Annotated in this window: 13 protein-coding genes and 2 pseudogenes; 10 read left to right on the top strand and 5 right to left on the bottom strand. The window is 59.8% G+C overall.

Annotation, left to right across the window (positions count from 1 at the left end; genetic code table 11):
• Positions 1 to 152 precede the first annotated feature (152 nt).
• From H5J25_RS02305 to H5J25_RS02295, 3 genes and pseudogenes are all read right to left on the bottom strand, one after another.
• A pseudogene (locus H5J25_RS02305) lies at positions 153 to 1,717 on the bottom strand (long-chain-fatty-acid--CoA ligase).
• Positions 1,718 to 1,737: 20 nt separating this feature from the next.
• A complete protein-coding gene (locus H5J25_RS02300) occupies positions 1,738 to 3,066 on the bottom strand; it encodes a spinster family MFS transporter (protein WP_202094355.1) in 1,329 nt (442 codons plus the stop codon).
• A 102-nt stretch (positions 3,067 to 3,168) separates the two neighbouring features.
• Positions 3,169 to 4,695: an AMP-binding protein gene (locus H5J25_RS02295; protein ID WP_202094353.1), complete on the bottom strand. Its 1,527-nt coding sequence runs from the start codon at positions 4,693 to 4,695 to the stop codon at positions 3,169 to 3,171.
• Positions 4,696 to 4,936: 241 nt separating this feature from the next.
• On the opposite strand from H5J25_RS02295, the gene H5J25_RS02290 reads away from it, so the two are divergent.
• From H5J25_RS02290 to H5J25_RS02260, 7 genes are all read left to right on the top strand, one after another.
• Positions 4,937 to 5,584, top strand: coding sequence for a TetR/AcrR family transcriptional regulator (locus H5J25_RS02290; protein WP_202094351.1), 648 nt, complete (start codon positions 4,937 to 4,939; stop codon positions 5,582 to 5,584).
• 567 nt (positions 5,585 to 6,151) lie between these two features.
• A complete protein-coding gene (locus tag H5J25_RS02285; RefSeq protein ID WP_202094349.1) occupies positions 6,152 to 7,411 on the top strand; it encodes a cytochrome P450 in 1,260 nt (419 codons plus the stop codon).
• Between the two features lie 58 nt (positions 7,412 to 7,469).
• A complete protein-coding gene (locus H5J25_RS02280) occupies positions 7,470 to 8,249 on the top strand; it encodes an SDR family NAD(P)-dependent oxidoreductase (RefSeq protein ID WP_202094347.1) in 780 nt (259 codons plus the stop codon).
• Positions 8,250 to 8,283: 34 nt separating this feature from the next.
• On the top strand, positions 8,284 to 9,096 hold the full coding sequence (locus tag H5J25_RS02275) for a hypothetical protein (RefSeq protein ID WP_202094345.1): 813 nt from the start codon (positions 8,284 to 8,286) through the stop codon (positions 9,094 to 9,096).
• Positions 9,097 to 9,354: 258 nt separating this feature from the next.
• The gene (locus H5J25_RS02270; protein WP_263973952.1) at positions 9,355 to 9,996 is read left to right on the top strand and encodes an SDR family NAD(P)-dependent oxidoreductase; all 642 of its coding nucleotides are present in this window, start codon (positions 9,355 to 9,357) and stop codon (positions 9,994 to 9,996) included.
• A gap of 58 nt (positions 9,997 to 10,054) precedes the next feature.
• A complete protein-coding gene (locus tag H5J25_RS02265; RefSeq protein WP_202094341.1) occupies positions 10,055 to 10,882 on the top strand; it encodes an SDR family NAD(P)-dependent oxidoreductase in 828 nt (275 codons plus the stop codon).
• 37 nt (positions 10,883 to 10,919) lie between these two features.
• The gene (locus tag H5J25_RS02260; RefSeq protein WP_202094339.1) at positions 10,920 to 11,237 is read left to right on the top strand and encodes a 2Fe-2S iron-sulfur cluster-binding protein; all 318 of its coding nucleotides are present in this window, start codon (positions 10,920 to 10,922) and stop codon (positions 11,235 to 11,237) included.
• A 365-nt stretch (positions 11,238 to 11,602) separates the two neighbouring features.
• On the opposite strand, the gene H5J25_RS02255 is transcribed toward H5J25_RS02260, so the two are convergent.
• Both H5J25_RS02255 and rsgA read right to left on the bottom strand, forming a co-directional pair.
• Complete coding sequence (locus H5J25_RS02255; RefSeq protein WP_225883291.1) at positions 11,603 to 12,193, bottom strand: PEPxxWA-CTERM sorting domain-containing protein; 591 nt, start codon at positions 12,191 to 12,193, stop codon at positions 11,603 to 11,605.
• A gap of 519 nt (positions 12,194 to 12,712) precedes the next feature.
• On the bottom strand, positions 12,713 to 13,705 hold the full coding sequence (rsgA, locus tag H5J25_RS02250) for a ribosome small subunit-dependent GTPase A (protein ID WP_202094337.1): 993 nt from the start codon (positions 13,703 to 13,705) through the stop codon (positions 12,713 to 12,715).
• 196 nt (positions 13,706 to 13,901) lie between these two features.
• Between rsgA and H5J25_RS20480 the strand changes: the two are divergent.
• From H5J25_RS20480 to H5J25_RS02240, 3 genes and pseudogenes are all read left to right on the top strand, one after another.
• Positions 13,902 to 14,218: pseudogene (locus tag H5J25_RS20480) on the top strand (hypothetical protein).
• Between the two features lie 39 nt (positions 14,219 to 14,257).
• Positions 14,258 to 15,865 carry a GNAT family N-acetyltransferase gene (locus H5J25_RS02245; protein ID WP_202094331.1) on the top strand — a complete coding sequence of 536 codons (1,608 nt, stop codon included), beginning with the start codon at positions 14,258 to 14,260 and terminating at the stop codon, positions 15,863 to 15,865.
• 330 nt (positions 15,866 to 16,195) lie between these two features.
• Entirely contained in the window at positions 16,196 to 16,984 is a 789-nt protein-coding gene (locus H5J25_RS02240) for a DUF1206 domain-containing protein (protein WP_202094323.1), read from the top strand.
• Positions 16,985 to 17,017: the final 33 nt, after the last annotated feature.

Raw genomic sequence — 17,017 nt, 5'->3', positions numbered from 1 at the left:
AATGCCTTTCGGATCATGCCGCGCTACGCGGCGCAAACTCCGACCCAGTACTGCAGCAGCCGTCCTTTCAATCATGGGCAAGAGAAGACTATATGCCGCGCCGGTATTCCCAACACACCTAGCCAGCTTCTGGATACCGATTCTCTTCAACTCTAATTGATGTCTCGCCCAGCCGATGGCCAGTAATTCTTCCTGAGCTCCTGCTTGTTGATCTTTCCTGTGGCGTTACACGGGAGGCTTTGTACAACATCGACAGACTTCGGCGCCTTGTAACCGGCGATACGATCGCGGGTCCATTGTATGATAGACGCCGGTTCGATGTGACGACCTGCTTTTGGGCTGACGATGGCTTTCACCGCCTCCCCCAATAGTCGTCGGGAACGCCTATCACAGCGACCTCACCAACATCGGGATGGCTTGCAATGGCGTTTTCGACTTCAATCGGATAGATATTTTCCGCTCCGGAAATGATCATGTCCTTGACGCGCGAAGAGACGTAAACATAGCCATCGGCGTCCATGTAGCCCGCGTCCCCGGTCCGTAAAAAGCCGTTCTCGGCAAAGGCAGCCGCGGTCGCTTCGGCGTTTTTCCAGTAACCAGCCATATTGGCGATAGACCGGACACATATCTCGCCCACATCGCCTAAAGCCACTTCGTTCCCACTTGCGTCGAGAATCCGGACAATCGTACCAGGCAAGGCACGCCCTGCCGATATCAGTCTAGGGTTTTCCGGAGGCTCGTGATCTTCGGGCGAAAGAGCCACCACAGGGCCGCTTGTCTCGCTCATCCCATAGCTTTGGGCAAACCGGCATTGGAAAACGTCGATTGCCTGTCGCAAAAGACTTTGCGTGATCGGCGATGCGCCATAGATGATTGTGTCTATCCGCCGATAATCGACCTTGTCGGCCCGCGGATGTTCGACAAGAATTTTGATAGCCGTGGGAACCAGCGCAATCTTGCTCACCCCGTGCCGCTCTATGGCATCCAACACCTGATCCGCGTCGAAAATCTCCTGAATTATAGCCGCGCCGCCAAAAAACAGCGCGCGCACGAGCATGCCATAGGCCCCGACATGACCAATCGGTGCCGAAACCAGGGTCACGTCATTCTCGCTCCAGGTATCCCACGGCAGATGATCGGCGCGCAGAGCATTGATTCCCAGGAGACCTCTATGGGTCAGCATCACGCCCTTTGGCATGCCGGTCGTGCCCGAGGTGTAGATCTGTACCGCGATCCCCAGCGGATCGGTGACCGGGTCGGCCAGCGTGTCATGGTGGTCGAGCTTGTTATCGGCGGCGAATAGCGACCGCGCAGACACGATACGCATGGAACCTTGGGCCGGCGCCACCAAGTCCGCCACCATCTCCTCGAACTCCGGTTCGACGAAAATGATCCGTGCTTCCGCGTCCTTGATCAAGGCCACGACTTCCGCCTTTGCCAGTCGCCAGTTGAGCGGCACGGGAACGGCGCCGATCTTATTTGCGGCCAGCGCGATGACGGGCAACGCGTCGCTATTTCGACCGATGAAGACAAGTCGGTCGTTCAGGCCCAACCCTTCCCGCCGCAGGGTGTTGGCCAAGCGATTGGCGAGGCGATCCAGTGCTGCGTAGCTAAGCACTGCGCCTTCGAACCGAATCGCATTTCCGTTCGGATTGCGCGCAGCGTGCTGTGTCACCACCTCGTGCAAAGTGGGTACTCGCAACGCATCAATATCCATCTGATCTTCCTCGAAAGGTGTTAGTCCAGTACATCGGCGGCAATGGTGCGCGTACTGCGAAGAAAACAAATCCCGGCGAACGCGAAGACGAGGCAGCAACTGATCAATGCCAGCCTGAGTCCTTCTGCGGACGCGAGAGCGCAGGCTTCGAGTGGACTTGAACCGCCGGCGCAAACCGTTGCGAAGTTTTCGCCCCCAAACGACATCGAGGCCAACCGATCACTGGCGATGCCAATCAGCAAAGGCCCGAGACCTAATCCGCCGAGCGTGATCAACAGAAGCAATATCGCACTTGCCGTGGCACGCATCCGTGCCGATACGAGCGAGTGATTGATGGCAAACACCGGCCCCTGGAATGTGCCGACGCATAAATTCATCAGCAAAAACGCGGTGATCGTCACTTCCAGCGCAAGCCCGGAAAACGTCAGCACGCAGAGTGGGCCTGCAGCCAACAGCGTGATTCCAGGTACACGAAGTAACCAGGAACGATCAGAGCGAGCGAGCGCTTGTGCGGAAAAACCGCCGATCAGGGTCCCGACGCCCAGCATCAAACCGCCCCCCACACCCCCCAACAGACCGGCGGTCTGCAGGCTGACGCCGTAGGAGCGCATCAAGTGCGGGGAGATAAAGCTCGAAATCGAATAGGAGGCGAAGAGCGTGGCCGCTGTACCGAGTGCCATCCAGCGAAAGGTCCGCTTGCCGAACAGCGCGCTGGCGACGACTTTCAGATCGGGGACCGGCTCGCGGGCGCCCGCCATGCGGCGCGGCTCCCGGATGGTAAACAGCATCAGCGCGGCAAGGATCAGCCCAGGCGCGCCCGCAATGATGAAGGCCCAGCGCCAGCCCCACGCCTGTCCGACGACGCCGCCCAGGACGGCACCCAACACGTGTCCCAGCGTGTTCCCCGATTGGAAAATCGCCAGCGCACCGGCGCGCTTTTCCGGTTCGTAATAATCTGAAATCAGGCTTTGCCCGGTCGGCGTCGCACCGGCCTCGCCAACCGCCACGCCGATTCGCAACAAAAGCAGGTGAAAGAATTGCGTGGCGAACCCGCAAATGGCTGTCATGACCGACCACAGCAAGATGCAGGCCGCAGCCACCTTCGTACGATCGCCATGTTCCGCAACCCGCGCGACGTACAGCCCGAGAAAGGCGTAGAAGAAGGCGAAAGTGGTTCCGCTCAGCATGCCGAGTTGCCAGTCCTGCAAGTGCAACTCCGCCTTGATCGGCTGTTGCAGGACATTGAGGATCATTCGGTCAACGAAATTCGAGGCGTACACCCCAACGAGCACGGTCATCAACCAGGTTCGGTTGGTCAGACGGGGTATCTCTGATTGCGCGCTGATCATGCCGCCTCTCCGAACGGCATTGAATTTGCCGATAGTTATCTAGCGTACTTTATCGGGCAGATTTTTCGTTGCAACATATTAATTGTCGGGCAGAGCAGACCCTCAGGGGGCCGAGAACCGGTCGCGCAATGTGCGTTTCAGCAGCTTGCCGTTTTCGTTACGTGGAAGCTCGTCGATGAAAACGATGCCTTTAGGGCACTTTATACTCGAGAGATTTTCACGACAGAATTGCATCAATGCCCTTTCAAGGGACGGCCTATCCTCAATGTCGTTGGCCATACAGACGACAGCCTTGACTTGCTGTCCAAATTCCGGATCCGGAACACCAATCACGGCGACCTCCCTGACCGAAGGATATGTCTCGATTACAAGTTCTACCTCTTTTGGATAAATATTGACGCCGCCTGATATTATAAGATCGCTCCTCCGGTCGCTGATGAATAAATACTGATCTTCATCGACATGACCCAGATCTCCATAAGTCGACAGATCACCGCGAACCGATGGGGTATCACCCCCCGTGGTATACTGGAAGTTCAGACCACCTTCGAAATATATCAAGCCGGTTTGTCCGACCGGGAGTTCCGAAAAGGTGTCGTCATCCGCCAGGATATGTATCCTGCCGGTAATCGATCGTCCGACCGAGCCGGGTCGTTCAAGCCATTCACGTGCGGAAATAAATGTGACTCCGGCATTCTCGGACCCGCCATAATATTCGTCTACTATCAGACCCCACCATTCGATCATCGCTCGCTTGACAGGTATCGGGCACGGCGCAGCCGCGTGCAATGCGACCTTGTGGCTCGAAAGATCGTATCGGCTACGTATCTCCTCCGGCAGCGCCAGCAACCGGCTGAACATGGTGGGCACCCATTGGGTGTGCGAGACGGCGAACCTCTCGATTGTTGCCAGGGCGTCCTGAGGATTGAACTTCGGCAGGATCACGACGCTACCGCCGGACTCTATCGCACGGTTCAGAAAACGGCCTGTGGCGTGATACAGCGGCGCCAAAGACAGGTATATCGTCCGTTCGTCGATCTGGTACACCTGCCGCATCCGGCGTTCCAATTCCGGCAAGACCATAGCATTTTCCACCGACGAAAGGTCGCGTCGGATGCCCTTTGGCCGGCCGGTTGTACCGGATGAATAGATCATCTCCCGGCCGAATAGAGCGGCAGGGCGAGGTTTCACGCATGAACCCTCAAGTAAGATGGAAAAGTCCTTCAACACTGCAGAAGGACCATCACAATAAATCGGGGTGTCTTGATTATTGCCGAGTTCGGCGGCCAATGCCACCCCCTGTTGCTCAAGCCCTCGGGTGACGAAAACCGCGGATGCGGCGCAATCCTCTACAATGAAGGCAAGATCGGCAGGGCGTAGCGAGGTACCCAGCGGCACATAGTACAGGCCGGCGCGACGGGCGCCCCACCACAAGCTGAGCGTTCGCAGATTGTTTTCGTGCAGCAAGGCAATGGTGCCACCTTCGGGGATTCCCAAGCCCTGGAGCATGCATGCAACGCGATCCGCTTCCTGATCGAGTTCGGCATATGTAAGTTGCTCCGAAGAGGTCGCCATCGCTGCGGCGAGTTTATTTGGCTGCCGTTCCGCCCATGACCGCAATGCGTCCATCGCCAATCCTTTTCGTAAGCTAGCGTGCTACTTTAATGGTTCTAGGCGAACTGGCAACAATCCAGGGATGCGGCGCTGATCGGACACCGCCGGCGTCGGATAAGTCGATGCTTGCGCGGTGCCCGGGCGAAAAACCGCGCATGCTGGTGGGGGTGACGCTCGGCACCTCGATCATTGCAAATATCTTTCCGATGCCGTGTTCCGGACATCAGCCTATAACGTCGTACGAAGGAGAGAGGTCGTGACGAGCAAGCGCGGCAGGCCGCCGAACAGTGAGGCAGGAGGTGTCAGCAACGCCTTGCTCGATGCGACGTTCGCGCTGCTCAGGATCAAAAGCCACGTCGACATCACGATGGGCGAAGTCGCGAAAATCGCAGGCACGCAACCCAGCATGATCCGTTATTATTTTGGCGACAAGGACGGGCTTCTGGCAGCGGTCAGTGACGTGCTTGCGCGCCATACCGACGAAAAAATGGCTGAAGTCGAGCGGTCGTTCGATCCAACGAAGGGCGCCGCGGGACCGATCATACGCGCCCTGGTCGAGATCTACTACAATCCGCCTCTGTACGAAGCGGGCAGCATCATGGTCATTGAGGCGCTCCGACCGAATTCCGTATTGATCGGAAATTTCAGAAGCAGAACAGCGAAGAAGACCGTGGTTCGCATGATGCGAATGATCCGAAGCTGTGTTGCAAACGGACGATACCACTATGATCTCAATATCCCCACCGCCATCCTGAGCATCATGAGCCTGACGACCGGTCCGATGGCCTGCGCGCCGATGTTCGAGGCAGGGCAGAACGGAACCGCATTCGATCAGGAGACGTGGATCAACGATGCCAGCCTGATGCTCGAACACGCATTCGGCCGGGACACGAACCACCGATAGCCAGCGACCGGCGGAGCGGCGGCCGCTGCCTTACCGACACAGCGGAGGTATCGCCGAAAGCAAGCGCGTTGCGATCGAATTGCCGGTCGCGGCAATTAAATCGATCGCGACCTTTGCCAAACTCACATAGACCGGACGTTATACGAAGCACTGCAAAATGCTGATGAGCATGTAACCGCAGGCAGAGCAAAAGAACTGGAGAGGTTCGATGTCGGTTTGCCCCGCGCATGGCAAGTCAATCCGTGGCAGCTTTGTCCAAGCTGTGTTGGCACTCGACCGATCATCGGACTTCGCGTCACGACGTCTTCGCCGACATACTGCCCTGCTATCGCAAAACCCGGATTCATCGCACGCCGACGACGTCTTCCACGTCGCCGCACAGCCATCGCGGCCGAATGCGGATGCGTTCGAGCCGATCGATGGCGATCGTTATGATGGAAGCGAGCGAAACAGCATCGCAGGGGACGCGACGACGTCTCTTCCGGTCATGCCCCCGTACGTCCCGGTCTTTACCCGCCCGTGCGGGAACATGACGATCGCGCGGTCCCCGCAAGCGAAGGATAGATGATGAACCCGCCCCAGACCTCAGCCGATTTCTACGATCGCGAAACACTCGCCAATCCTTTCCCCCTTATGGCCGAATTCAGGACGCATGCGCCGGTCATGCGAACTGTAGATCCGGCCGGACGCACGATCTTCGTCGTCACCGACATGGTCATCATCGAGCAGATCGCCAAGCGTACCGATGCCTTTTCCAACGACTTCGGCCATTTGTTCGTGGCGGGTAACAACCATCCGGAGGTGGCCGAAATCCTAGAGCAGGCGCCGCTGCGGGCCACGCTGCTGCTGGGCAGCGACGCGCCCGATCACACGCGCTATCGCTCGCTCGTCAACGCCGTGTTCGCCACCGGCCGAGTGTCGCACCTGACGCCCGTCATCGAAGCCTTGACCGACACACTGATCGACGGGTTCATCGAGAAGGGCCGGTGCAACTTCGTTGACGAATTTGCGGTGCTGCTGCCGACATACATCATCGCGGACATTCTCGGGCTGCCGCGGGACAAATATGACAAGGTCAAGAAATGGTCCGACGCGGTCGTCACGATCGTGGGACGAACGGGAACAAAGGAAGACGAGATCCATGCAGCGCACGATATCGTCGACTTTCGCCGCTATCTTCATGAAACGGTGGCAGCGCGGCGCGTCGAACCACAGGACGACCTGATCTCCAACCTCGTCTGCGTGCAGGTCGACGGCGTCCAGCCGTTCGATGACATCGAGGCCGCGGCGCTGGCGTTCGAGATCGCGGTCGCGGGGAACGAGACCACGCGCAACACGCTGATGAGCGGCCTGGTGCAATTGCTCCGCCATCCCGACCAGATGCAGGCGCTGATCGACGATCCTTCGCTCTTCGACAATGCGGTGGAAGAAATCCTGCGTTACGAAACTCCGGCGTCGTCGATGTGGCGCATCGCACGCGAGGATATGACCTTGGCGGGCACCGACATACCTGCCGGTTCCACCCTGTTGCTGCGCTACGACGGCGGCAACCGCGACCCCAAGCGCTTCGAGGACCCCGACCGGTTCGACATACGGCGCAAGAATGCGCGCACGCACATCGCCTTCGGCGCACCCAGCGTGCATCGGTGCCTGGGCCAGATGCTCGCGCGGAAAGAACTGGTCATCGGGTTCCGCCAACTTCTCAAGCGGCTCCACAATATCGAGATCGTGGACGGCAGCGACACGTCCTATCAGCCAAGCCTGCTGTTCCACACCATCGGTAGCCTGGAAATCACGTTCGACCCTGCCGAGCGGGTTCATCGGTGAACAACCCGGATATCCCGAAATCAAGGCCCGCAAGGAAGCCTGTCGGAAAGGACATTGCATGAGCGGTAAGTTGGACGGCAGGGTTGCCATCGTCACGGGGGCGTCGCGCGGTCAGGGAGAGGCAACGGCTCGTCTCTTTGCAGAACACGGCGCGCGTGTGGTCGTCGCCGACGTGACCGACGAAGGCCGATCCGTGGCCGCCACGATCGGCGCGAACGCTGTTTTTGCGAAGCTGGACGTATCGGATGCCGACAATTGGCAGGCGGTGGTCACCGACACCGTAGCCCGGTGGGGCGGCATCGACGTGCTCATAAACAACGCTGGCATCAACCGGCCGGCGGCTCTGCTCGACCTGGAGCAAGGCGTTTTCGAACAGGTCCTAGCCATCAATCTGATCGGGCCGTGGCTCGGCATGAAGTCCGTCGCACCGGTCATGATCGAAAAGGGCAAGGGTTCGATCGTCAACATCGTCTCGTCCTCCGGCCTCTTCGGCCTGAACGGTCTCGCCGCTTACACATCCAGCAAATGGGCCCTTCGCGGGCTGACCAAAACCGCCGCACTGGAACTGGGCCACCGGGGGGTTCGCGTCAACTCGGTCTATCCCGGCGGCATCAATACGCCGATGGGCAACATCACGGACGAGCCGGTCGAAAACCTCGGAAAATATTACACGGGTCAGCCGATACAGCGGATCGGTGAACCCATCGAGGTGGCGCGGGTCAGCCTGTTCCTGGCCAGCGACGATTCCTCCTACATGTGTGGATCGGAACTCGCCGTGGACGGCGGGCAGACGATCGGCACCTACACGCCATTCCTGCCCGGTGCACCCGAGGCGTAATTCATTTGCAGCATACGAACCAACAGGAGATGTTGTGGCCGATACCTTGGAAAGCATCCTGCTAGTCTATCAGAACCCGGTCGAGGGGCGATTGTTCGAGTTCGACGACTGGTACACCAACATCCACATCCGCGACGCGATGCGTCTGGACAGTGCCCTCGCAACGCAGCGATTTTGCATCGGCGAAGAGCAACCGGTCCTGGACGGCAAAGCCACCGCGCCAGCTTTGTGGGCGCACACGATCTACGAGTGGAACTCGGCGCGGCGGTCCGTGGACGGCCACCTCGAATACGCCTGCACGCCCAGAATGGAAATCTCGCGCGACGGCGATTTCACGGGACTGCGCGACTACTTTTACAAGCCGGAGTATCTGTCTCATGGATGGACCCGCGAAGCCGGGTTTCGACGTGGATCGGAGATACTGACGGCCTTGATCCAACCCAAGAGCGATTTTGCCACCTTCCGCAAGTGGTTCGAGGAAGTTCATGCGCCGGATACACTCGCCATGCCCGGCTTTGGCAGCGCGAGCCTTTTCAGTCTGCACGAGGTTCAACACCTGCCCTCGACGACCGAGTTTCCGGTGGTGGCAATCTACGGCATGACCGACCGCTCACCTGCCTTGAAAGCCTGGGCGCAACGCCATGATTCACAGTCGTCGTGCGATCTGTCGGCCCAAGTGGAGAAACTGGAAATCGGGGCCTGGCAATCGCGCATAGAGCGGCTGCGTGTCGAGGACGTCATCGATCCGACCCCGGAAGCCGCCGCACGCGAGAGCAAGGCCCGCGAGGCATATGCCGGTACGTATTTGTCGAAGGACGAACTCGATCGTGCCCTGTCGACGGTCTGAACGCCGGTTGAGAACGGGACAAAACGTCCATGATCGACGGCAACATGGCTGCCGATGGACCGACCGCGAACCAGCGGCATCCATTACAGGACAAGCAGATGTCGCAACCGGATCGCAGCGCCCACGATCCTGAACGATCAATACCACGGGGAGGATGATCATGGCGGCGGACCTTGCAGGAAAGACGGCGCTGGTCACGGGTGCGTCGGGGGTATCGGTCGCGCGATCGCTCGCCATCTGGCGGCAGCGGGTGCCGATGTGATCGTCCATTATGCGAACGGGCGGGAGCGGGCGGAGGAAACCGTCCACCTCATCACCGAAGCGGGCGGCAGCGCACGCTGCGCGCATGCCGATTTGCGCGACACATCAGGTATCCGGTCGCTCGTGGCGACCAGCGGCCCGTGTATCGACATCCTGGTCAACAATGCAGGGATGGGCCTCCAGCGAACGCTGGAGCATACGACCGAGGATGATTTCGACACGATCTTCTCGACAAATGTCCGCGGCGCGTTCTTCCTGACACAGGCACTTGTGCCGACGATCAGCGATCACGGCGCGATCATCAACATATCATCGATGGTGTCGATGGTCGCCTACCCGTCCGTCATCGCCTATGCCATGTCGAAGGCAGCGCAGAACGCCTTCACGCTGTCGCTCGCCGCCGATCTCGCTCCGCGCGGCATCAGAGTGAACGGGGTCGCACCCGGCGCGACGGACTCGGATTTCCTGAGCGGAATCAAGGACAACGACCAGATGATGGCGGCGATCAAAGGCCTCACGGCTTTCGGCCGATTGGGAACGCCCGACGATATCGCGCGAGCTGTCACCTTCCTCGCATCGCCGGACAATAGCTGGATCACCGGGCAGGTCATCCAGGTCAGCGGCGGCATGCACCTTTGAACCGACCGCCCGTCTCCAGCGCAGGTGGCGCAACGATCCCGCACAAGGACGACAGACGATGACGATCTCGTACACCTACCCTCCCGGCGGCGCTCTGTTGGCGGGCGGCACCGGCTCCATCGGCCAGGGCGTGGTGGAAGGGCTGGGCCGCGCAGGCGTGCCGGTCCTGTTCACCTATCTGGGAGCAGAGGGACGCAACAGCGAGGCGAAGGCTGCGGCGCTGGTCGCGGAACTCGGCGCAAAGGGCTTTCGGGTCCGTGCGCGGCGCATGGATATGCGCAACCCGGACGAGATCGAGGCGGCGCTCGACGAGGTGGAGGCATGGACGGGCCGCGTTCACTCGGTGATCACCACGGCGGGCGCTTCGCCGCGGTTCGCCAAGACGGTCGATTATACGCCCGAACAGATCGATGACTTCTTCGCGAACGACGCGCTGGCCTATTTCCGGCTGTTCCGAAGCAGTGTGCAGCGTATGCGCAAGAGCGGCGGTGGTTCGATCGCCTGTACCACGACGGTCGATGTCGGCCGGCTTGCGCTGTATAACGGAGCGTCGGGCATGTCCAAAGGCGCGGTCGAGGCGATGATGCGGCATATCGCCGCGGAAGAGGCCGCGGCCAACATCCGCGCGAACTATGTGCGGATCGGCTGGGTCGGCGATGGCACTTATGCCGATCATCAGGACTGGCTGCAGTCGCCGTCCGACGGCGAACCGCAGACCCAGAGCGAAATGCTCGCCAGCATCGGCCGCAGTCACATGCTCAACACACCTATGCAGCGCCCCGGATCGCTGCGCGAAGCCGGCGATATGTTCGCTTTCCTGGCCTCGGATCAGGCGTCCTATCTGACGGGGCAATGCATTCGCATGGATGGGGGTGAGGATCTGTGAGCATCGAGCTATCAACCTATCGACCAGAGGATATCGCATGCCGAAATTGATTGTCGTCGACCGGAGCGGAGCGGAAGCCGTTCTCGATGCCGAGCCGGGGCTGAGCGTCATGGAGGCGATCAGAGACGCCGGCTTCGACGAGATGCTTGCGTTATGCGGCGGCTGTCTCTCGTGCGCGACATGTCACGTATACGTCGACGGTGCCGGAGTTGCGGATCTGCCGATGATCAGTGACGACGAGAACGAACTTCTTGGCAGTTCCGATCGTCGCCAACCCAATTCCCGGCTTTCCTGCCAGATATCGATCACTGACGCGACGGACGGCATGAGAGTGACCATTGCCCCCGAGGAATGACGTTTTAATAACGTTCGCTGACCAAGCAAAATCATGATGGGATACCAACGGCAGCAGGTTGCTGGCAGATGTCGATGCCGCTCGAAAATGAGGTCCCCCACGTTGCGCAGCGACAGTGGTAGTAAACGTACATCATCACTATCAGGCGGATCACCTCCGGCGATGAGTTGAAATAGAGAAACGAGCTGGCAGGCTTGCGGGGGGCGGGGCATGCCGACAGCTCGATCCGCCCCCTAGCGAACAGTACATTTCGTCTGGCAGAGCCCTGAATATCGGTTGGCGTTAGCGTTGGATCGACTGCGCTTGGCAGCAAAAAGCCGCCGGCCCGAAGGCCAGCGGCTTTATGTGACTCTTGGACGTGAGGTTTAGGCGAACTTGACCGTGGTCTTGACCTTGCGGCTCCGCGAAGCCGCACCGATCATGCCAAAGCCCAGGATCATCATGCCCCAGGTAGCCGTCTCAGGCACCGCAGCAACCGACGCCGAAAACGAAGTCTGAGTTGCATTCGTGATTACGACAGCGCCCTGCGAACTCGCGAACGGCTGCGTAGCGTAGAAGTAGACGCTGACGGGAGTCGGAGCGAGGTTGGACGGGTTGGCGTAATTGCCGAGGCCGGTGAAAGCGATGAAGTCGTCGCCGGTCTTGAAGCCGGACGTACCGAACGTCGGGCTCGACCAGAAGTTGAAGCCGGCGCCAAAATCAAAGGTCGTGCCGCCGGAAACCGCGGTAAAGGACGAGAGCGGCACGAAGTTGGCGTCTTGCTGGAAGAACGCATTGTTGGTGTCGCCGATGCCGGTGAAGGTAGCCTGCGAGTTCGAGAACTCCCGGCCATCGATGGAGCCGTTGAACACGCCCGAGAAGGTGTAGGTCACGATCGCAGCATTAGCCGTCGTCGCCGCCGAGATACCGGAAATTGCGACAGTCGCGGCGAGCATCAATTTGGTCATGGTCTTCATGGTCGGTCTCCGGAATTATTATAATCAAAGTAAGAGCGGCGAAACGTCGAGGCGCCTCGGCGCTGATGCAATGAAAGTAGCATGAACCGTGCCAACTGTAGATTTCTAGGCATTTTACCGAGCGCCGCAGTTACGGTGTAAGAATTTCTTACACTTTTAAAACCATTTACGGTGATTAGTTACGATGCGCAGGTGTAACGAAGAAGGCCGGTTGTGGCGGCTAAGCCGGAGGTGCACTGTACATATCCGATCGGCCCACCGTCGCCTTCGGGGTTCATGGACCACGTGCCTCTAGCGCCAGAGGGGTTCTGTGCGTCATGCGATAAATGGGTGCGCTGTTCATGGCTAAGTGGCTTGTCGGGAAGCACATGGTTAAACAGTTCGATCAGCAGCCCGACCATATGAACGAGCGTTCTCATCCGTTGGAAAACGGCCTGTCCGCTTCCCGGTGATGATCGGCACGAGGCGAACGTTTGTTCAAACGGACACGGCGAGGCCCCCTTACACGACGCTCCGCCCCTAGCGCCGCCGCCTAGGATAGACCGGGGTGACTATGTCCTCCCGCGCAAGCCGCTGCCAGCGGGAGAACCGGTCGTCCGTCAAAATGCCATTCGCGATCGCTGTCTGCACCGCGCAGTCGGGTTCGCTCCCGTGCCGGCAGTCGGCAAACCGGCAGCGTTCCGCCGTGAGGATAAAATCGTCAAACACCTCGGCGATACCGCCGCTGGCATCCGATAATTGCAGCTCCCGCATGCCGGGCGTATCGAGCAGCCACCCCCCGTAAGCGAGCCGATGCATTTCACGTACGGTGGTGGTGTGTCGGCCCGTATCGTCACCGGCGCGAATAGCTTGGGTGGCGATGTTCTCAGAGCCCAGCAAGGTATTCACGAGGGTCGATTTTCCGACCCCCGAGGATCCAAGCAGCGCCACGGTCTGGCCAAGGCCACAATAAGACGCCAGCCGAACCGCGTCGACAGCGTCGCGGCCATCGACCATTTCGACGCGCAGGCCCGGCTCGATCGCACGTACGGCTGCTGCATAGTCGCTGGGGTTTGCGGCCAGGTCTGTCTTGGTGAGCACCACGACTGGCGACACCCTGGCTTCGCGCGCCAGCACCAGATACCGCTCGAGCCGCGCGACGCTGAAATCCTGGTTGCAGGACGCGACGATGAACACAGTATCGATATTGGCGGCGATCATCTGGTCCCTCTGGCGATCAACCGGAGCGCGCCGTTTGAAGAGATTCTTCCGCGTGAGCACGCGGAGCGGCTCTGCCGTCGCACGATCGATCAGCAACCAGTCGCCGACCGTTGGATGATCGTCCGAAGGCGAAGCGCCGGCAATATAGGGCGTAACGGAAAGCGGTTCGCCTTCGCCCAGAACGGCAATCTTGCCGCGATGGACAGCCATCACCCGGACAGGACGGCATTGTACCGCCTCAAAAGCGGACACCTGATCACTGAAGAAGCTATTCCAGCCGACCATTTCCAGGGTCGTATCAACCACGTTCATATCGCAACGGCGGCATTTTCTTTCCGAGTAGATTGCGGTTTGCGCATCTTCCGATCTTCCGCGCTCGCTAACACGGCGCGCGATCAAATCATATCTGGCTTATGTCCGCTCCTGAGGAAGCGGAATGTTGTCCGCTGTGATCCGGCCGGATCGCGGCTTTGGATGGAAAGGGCTCGCAGACCTGCTACGCCGCATCATGGCCCAGATACGCAATTTCGTCGGCATCGTTGAAATAGACGGCTCGGAATATGAGTGGCAGCTTGTGCGCGAGCCACAACTTACCGCGGATGGGTGGAAAGGCATGTGCGTTTCATTGCGGCAGGTCGATTCCCAACGCGAAGCGATACTGGAGTTTCCTACCCCCAAACGACTGTTGAAGGGTTACCCAAGGGACGTTCCCAGATCTCCGACGCAATTGCCGCGCGGGGCGTTCGTGCGGCCTTATCCGCTGGATGGGAGCCCGCATCGCGCGGCAAACCGATGGTGTTTACCGTCGATGCGAACGGCGAATGATCGCCTGCCCCGACTGCAATAAATATTCTGGAGTGCATCATGCCTAGCAAAACCCCCGCAACCCTCGAGGTTCGCGTCGCCGTCCCGACCGACGTCGCGGGGATCCTGACCCTGATCAGCCGCGCCTATCCGGGGATCGAGAATTATAGTGCAGGCCAGGTCAGTGGCCAGATCAACAATTTTCCGCAGGGCCAGTTCGTTGCGGTCTTCGAGGGCACGATCGTCGGCTATTGCGCCTCGTCGCGCATCGATGAAGCCATCGCCTTGTCCGCGCATGACTGGGCAACGATCACGGGCAACGGGTTCGGCAGTCGTCACGATGCGACCGGCGACTGGTTGTACGGGATCGAGATGGCGGTCGACGAACGTCATCGTGGGCTGCGCATAGGCAAGCGGCTCTACGAAGCGCGTCGGGCGCTGGCCGAGCGGCTGGAATTGCGCGGAATCATGTTCGGCGGAAGGATGCCAGGCTATGCTCGCGCGAAGGCCAGGGTCGCGGGCCCGGAAGACTATCTTGCACGCGTCGAGGCCGGCGAGCTTCGCGATCAGGTCATCGGCTTCCAGCTGTCGAACGGTTTTACGCCCATCGGCGTGCTGGAACGGTATCTGCCATTCGACAAGGCATCCGACGGGTTCGCCGCGCACATGGTGTGGCGCAACCCGTACGTCGATCCGACCGAGCCGCCGGCCTTCCGCGTCCCGCGCGATGTCGAAAGCGTCAGGCTGGCAACCGTGCAGTTTCAGGCACGGGCTGTCGACGACTTTGCCGCGTTCGTGAAGAACGTCGAATATTTCGTGGATGTCGCGGCGGAATATCGCTCGGACTTCGTGGTGTTCCCGGAACTGTTCACCATGTCATTGCTCTCGTTCGAGCCTGAGGTTCTGACGCCGATGCAGGCGATCGACCGGATGACGGAACACCGCGCGCCGATCGTCGCCGAGCTGTCGCGGATGGCATTGCGGTACAACATCAATATCATCGGGGGATCACATCCCACGCGGGTCGAGGATGGAAGCGTTCAGAACATCGCCTATGTCTGCCTGCGCGACGGGTCGATCCATTCCCAGGAAAAGATTCACCCGACACCGAACGAAGCCTATTGGTGGAAGATCAAAGGCGGGAATTCGGTTGACGTGATCCAGACTGATGTCGGTCCGATCGGCGTTCTCATTTGCTACGACAGCGAGTTCCCCGAACTTGCGCGACGCCTGGTCGATGAAGGCGCCCGCATCATCTTCGTCCCCTTCTGCACGGACAATCGGCAGGGATACATGCGGGTGCGGTATTGCGCGCAGGCGCGGGCTATCGAAAACCAGTGCTTTGTCGTGCTTTCGGGCAATGTCGGCAACCTGCCGGGCGTCGACAATATGGATATCCAATACGCCCAGTCATGCATTCTCACCCCTTGCGACTTTCCGTTCGCACGCGACGGCATCGCAGCCGAGGCGAGCGAGAATATCGAAACGGTAACGATAGCCGACGTCAACCTGGCGGACCTGACATGGGCACGGGCCGAAGGTACGGTCCGCAACCTCGCGGATCGCCGCTTCGATCTCTACCGGATCGAGTGGAAGGAAGGCGGTAAACGGGAAAGCATCACGCCGGAATCGAAACCGCGAGGCACCAAGGCGCCTGGAGGAGGCTGAGTGGAGCGTAGGAAGTCTGCTTGGTGTTTCTCTGGAGGTAAGCCAGCTCGCCGGTCAGCACCCCCCGCCTCGAAGTACCGGACGTTCGGCATAGCTTCATGCGGGTCGCGTTTCACCCGGAAACGCGTTTCGCCGTGGTAACATCAATAGCCTCGCTGACACCTCAAGGAACAAGCGTCAGCAGGCGTGAGCGCGGCGAGATCTTATACCGCTCTTGTTGACCCTTGCCCCACCCGGGAGTTGCCGATCTACTACGCCAATGACGGTAAGCATGGGCATGCCACTTATAAAAGGGGCGAACCGCCTCCAAGCCCCTCACGAAAGACATCAATGAACATAAATGATAGACTGACTATGCTGACCCGGATCGGCTTCGCCACCCGCGGCATACTCTATCTCGTTATCGCGTTCCTCGTAATCCGCGCGGGGCGAGCCGAGGATCCCGCCGGGGCACTTGAATATGTCGGCGACGGTGCCGGGCGCCTACTGCTGATCGTCATGGCGGCCGGGCTGGCCGCCTATGGTCTATGGCGGCTGCTCGACGCAGCATTCGATGTCGAGCGGCACGGCACGGATCGTAAAGGAATCATGGAGCGGGTCGGTGCCGGACTGAGCGGAGTCGTGCACCTTCTGCTCACCTGGCAGGCGGTGCGACTGATCCGCGGTCTGCATGCATCAAGCGATGGGACGGAGGCAGGAACGCAGACTGCGCTCGAGCTACCCGGCGGCGCGGTCATCGTGATGATCGGTGGCGCCCTGCTTGTCGTCATCGGCTTGCTTCAACTGGTCAAGGCGGCAAAAGCGAGCTTCCTGAAACATTTGGAACCAAGGATCGCCGACAAAGCCTGGGCACGCTGGAGCGGTCGTGCTGGCTATGCTGCGCGGGGAATCGTGTTCCTGATTTGCGCCTACCTATTGCTGAAGGCCGGGTTCAGCCATGAGGCCAGTCAGGCGGGTGGCTTTGCCGAGGCGTTGTCCTGGCTCAACAGCCCCACGGATATCGTGATCGCCATCGGCCTGTTCGGCTTCGGCATCTTCAGCCTGATCGAAGCCCGCTTCCGCATCCTGCACAGCCTTGCAAACGGCACTGGCGCGCTGCGTGCAACCGGCCGGCGGTAACGTCGTCTTCAACCAGTTCCGTCGAACGCTTAC

Source organism: Sphingomonas aliaeris, assembly GCF_016743815.1.
Classification (GTDB): domain Bacteria; phylum Pseudomonadota; class Alphaproteobacteria; order Sphingomonadales; family Sphingomonadaceae; genus Sphingomonas; species Sphingomonas aliaeris.
The sequence above is the reverse complement of the archived record's forward strand: the minus strand, read 5'-3'. Positions and strand labels throughout refer to the sequence as shown.

Coding starts and splice junctions, on each gene's coding strand:
- H5J25_RS02255 (WP_225883291.1), bottom strand. CDS start 12,193: ATGAAGACCATGACCAAATTGATGCTCGCCGCGACTGTCGCAATTTCC.
- H5J25_RS02245 (WP_202094331.1), top strand. CDS start 14,258: ATGCCTAGCAAAACCCCCGCAACCCTCGAGGTTCGCGTCGCCGTCCCG.
- H5J25_RS02280 (WP_202094347.1), top strand. CDS start 7,470: ATGAGCGGTAAGTTGGACGGCAGGGTTGCCATCGTCACGGGGGCGTCG.
- H5J25_RS02300 (WP_202094355.1), bottom strand. CDS start 3,066: ATGATCAGCGCGCAATCAGAGATACCCCGTCTGACCAACCGAACCTGG.
- H5J25_RS02295 (WP_202094353.1), bottom strand. CDS start 4,695: ATGGACGCATTGCGGTCATGGGCGGAACGGCAGCCAAATAAACTCGCC.
- H5J25_RS02260 (WP_202094339.1), top strand. CDS start 10,920: ATGCCGAAATTGATTGTCGTCGACCGGAGCGGAGCGGAAGCCGTTCTC.
- H5J25_RS02285 (WP_202094349.1), top strand. CDS start 6,152: ATGAACCCGCCCCAGACCTCAGCCGATTTCTACGATCGCGAAACACTC.
- H5J25_RS02265 (WP_202094341.1), top strand. CDS start 10,055: ATGACGATCTCGTACACCTACCCTCCCGGCGGCGCTCTGTTGGCGGGC.
- H5J25_RS02240 (WP_202094323.1), top strand. CDS start 16,196: ATGAACATAAATGATAGACTGACTATGCTGACCCGGATCGGCTTCGCC.
- rsgA (WP_202094337.1), bottom strand. CDS start 13,705: ATGAACGTGGTTGATACGACCCTGGAAATGGTCGGCTGGAATAGCTTC.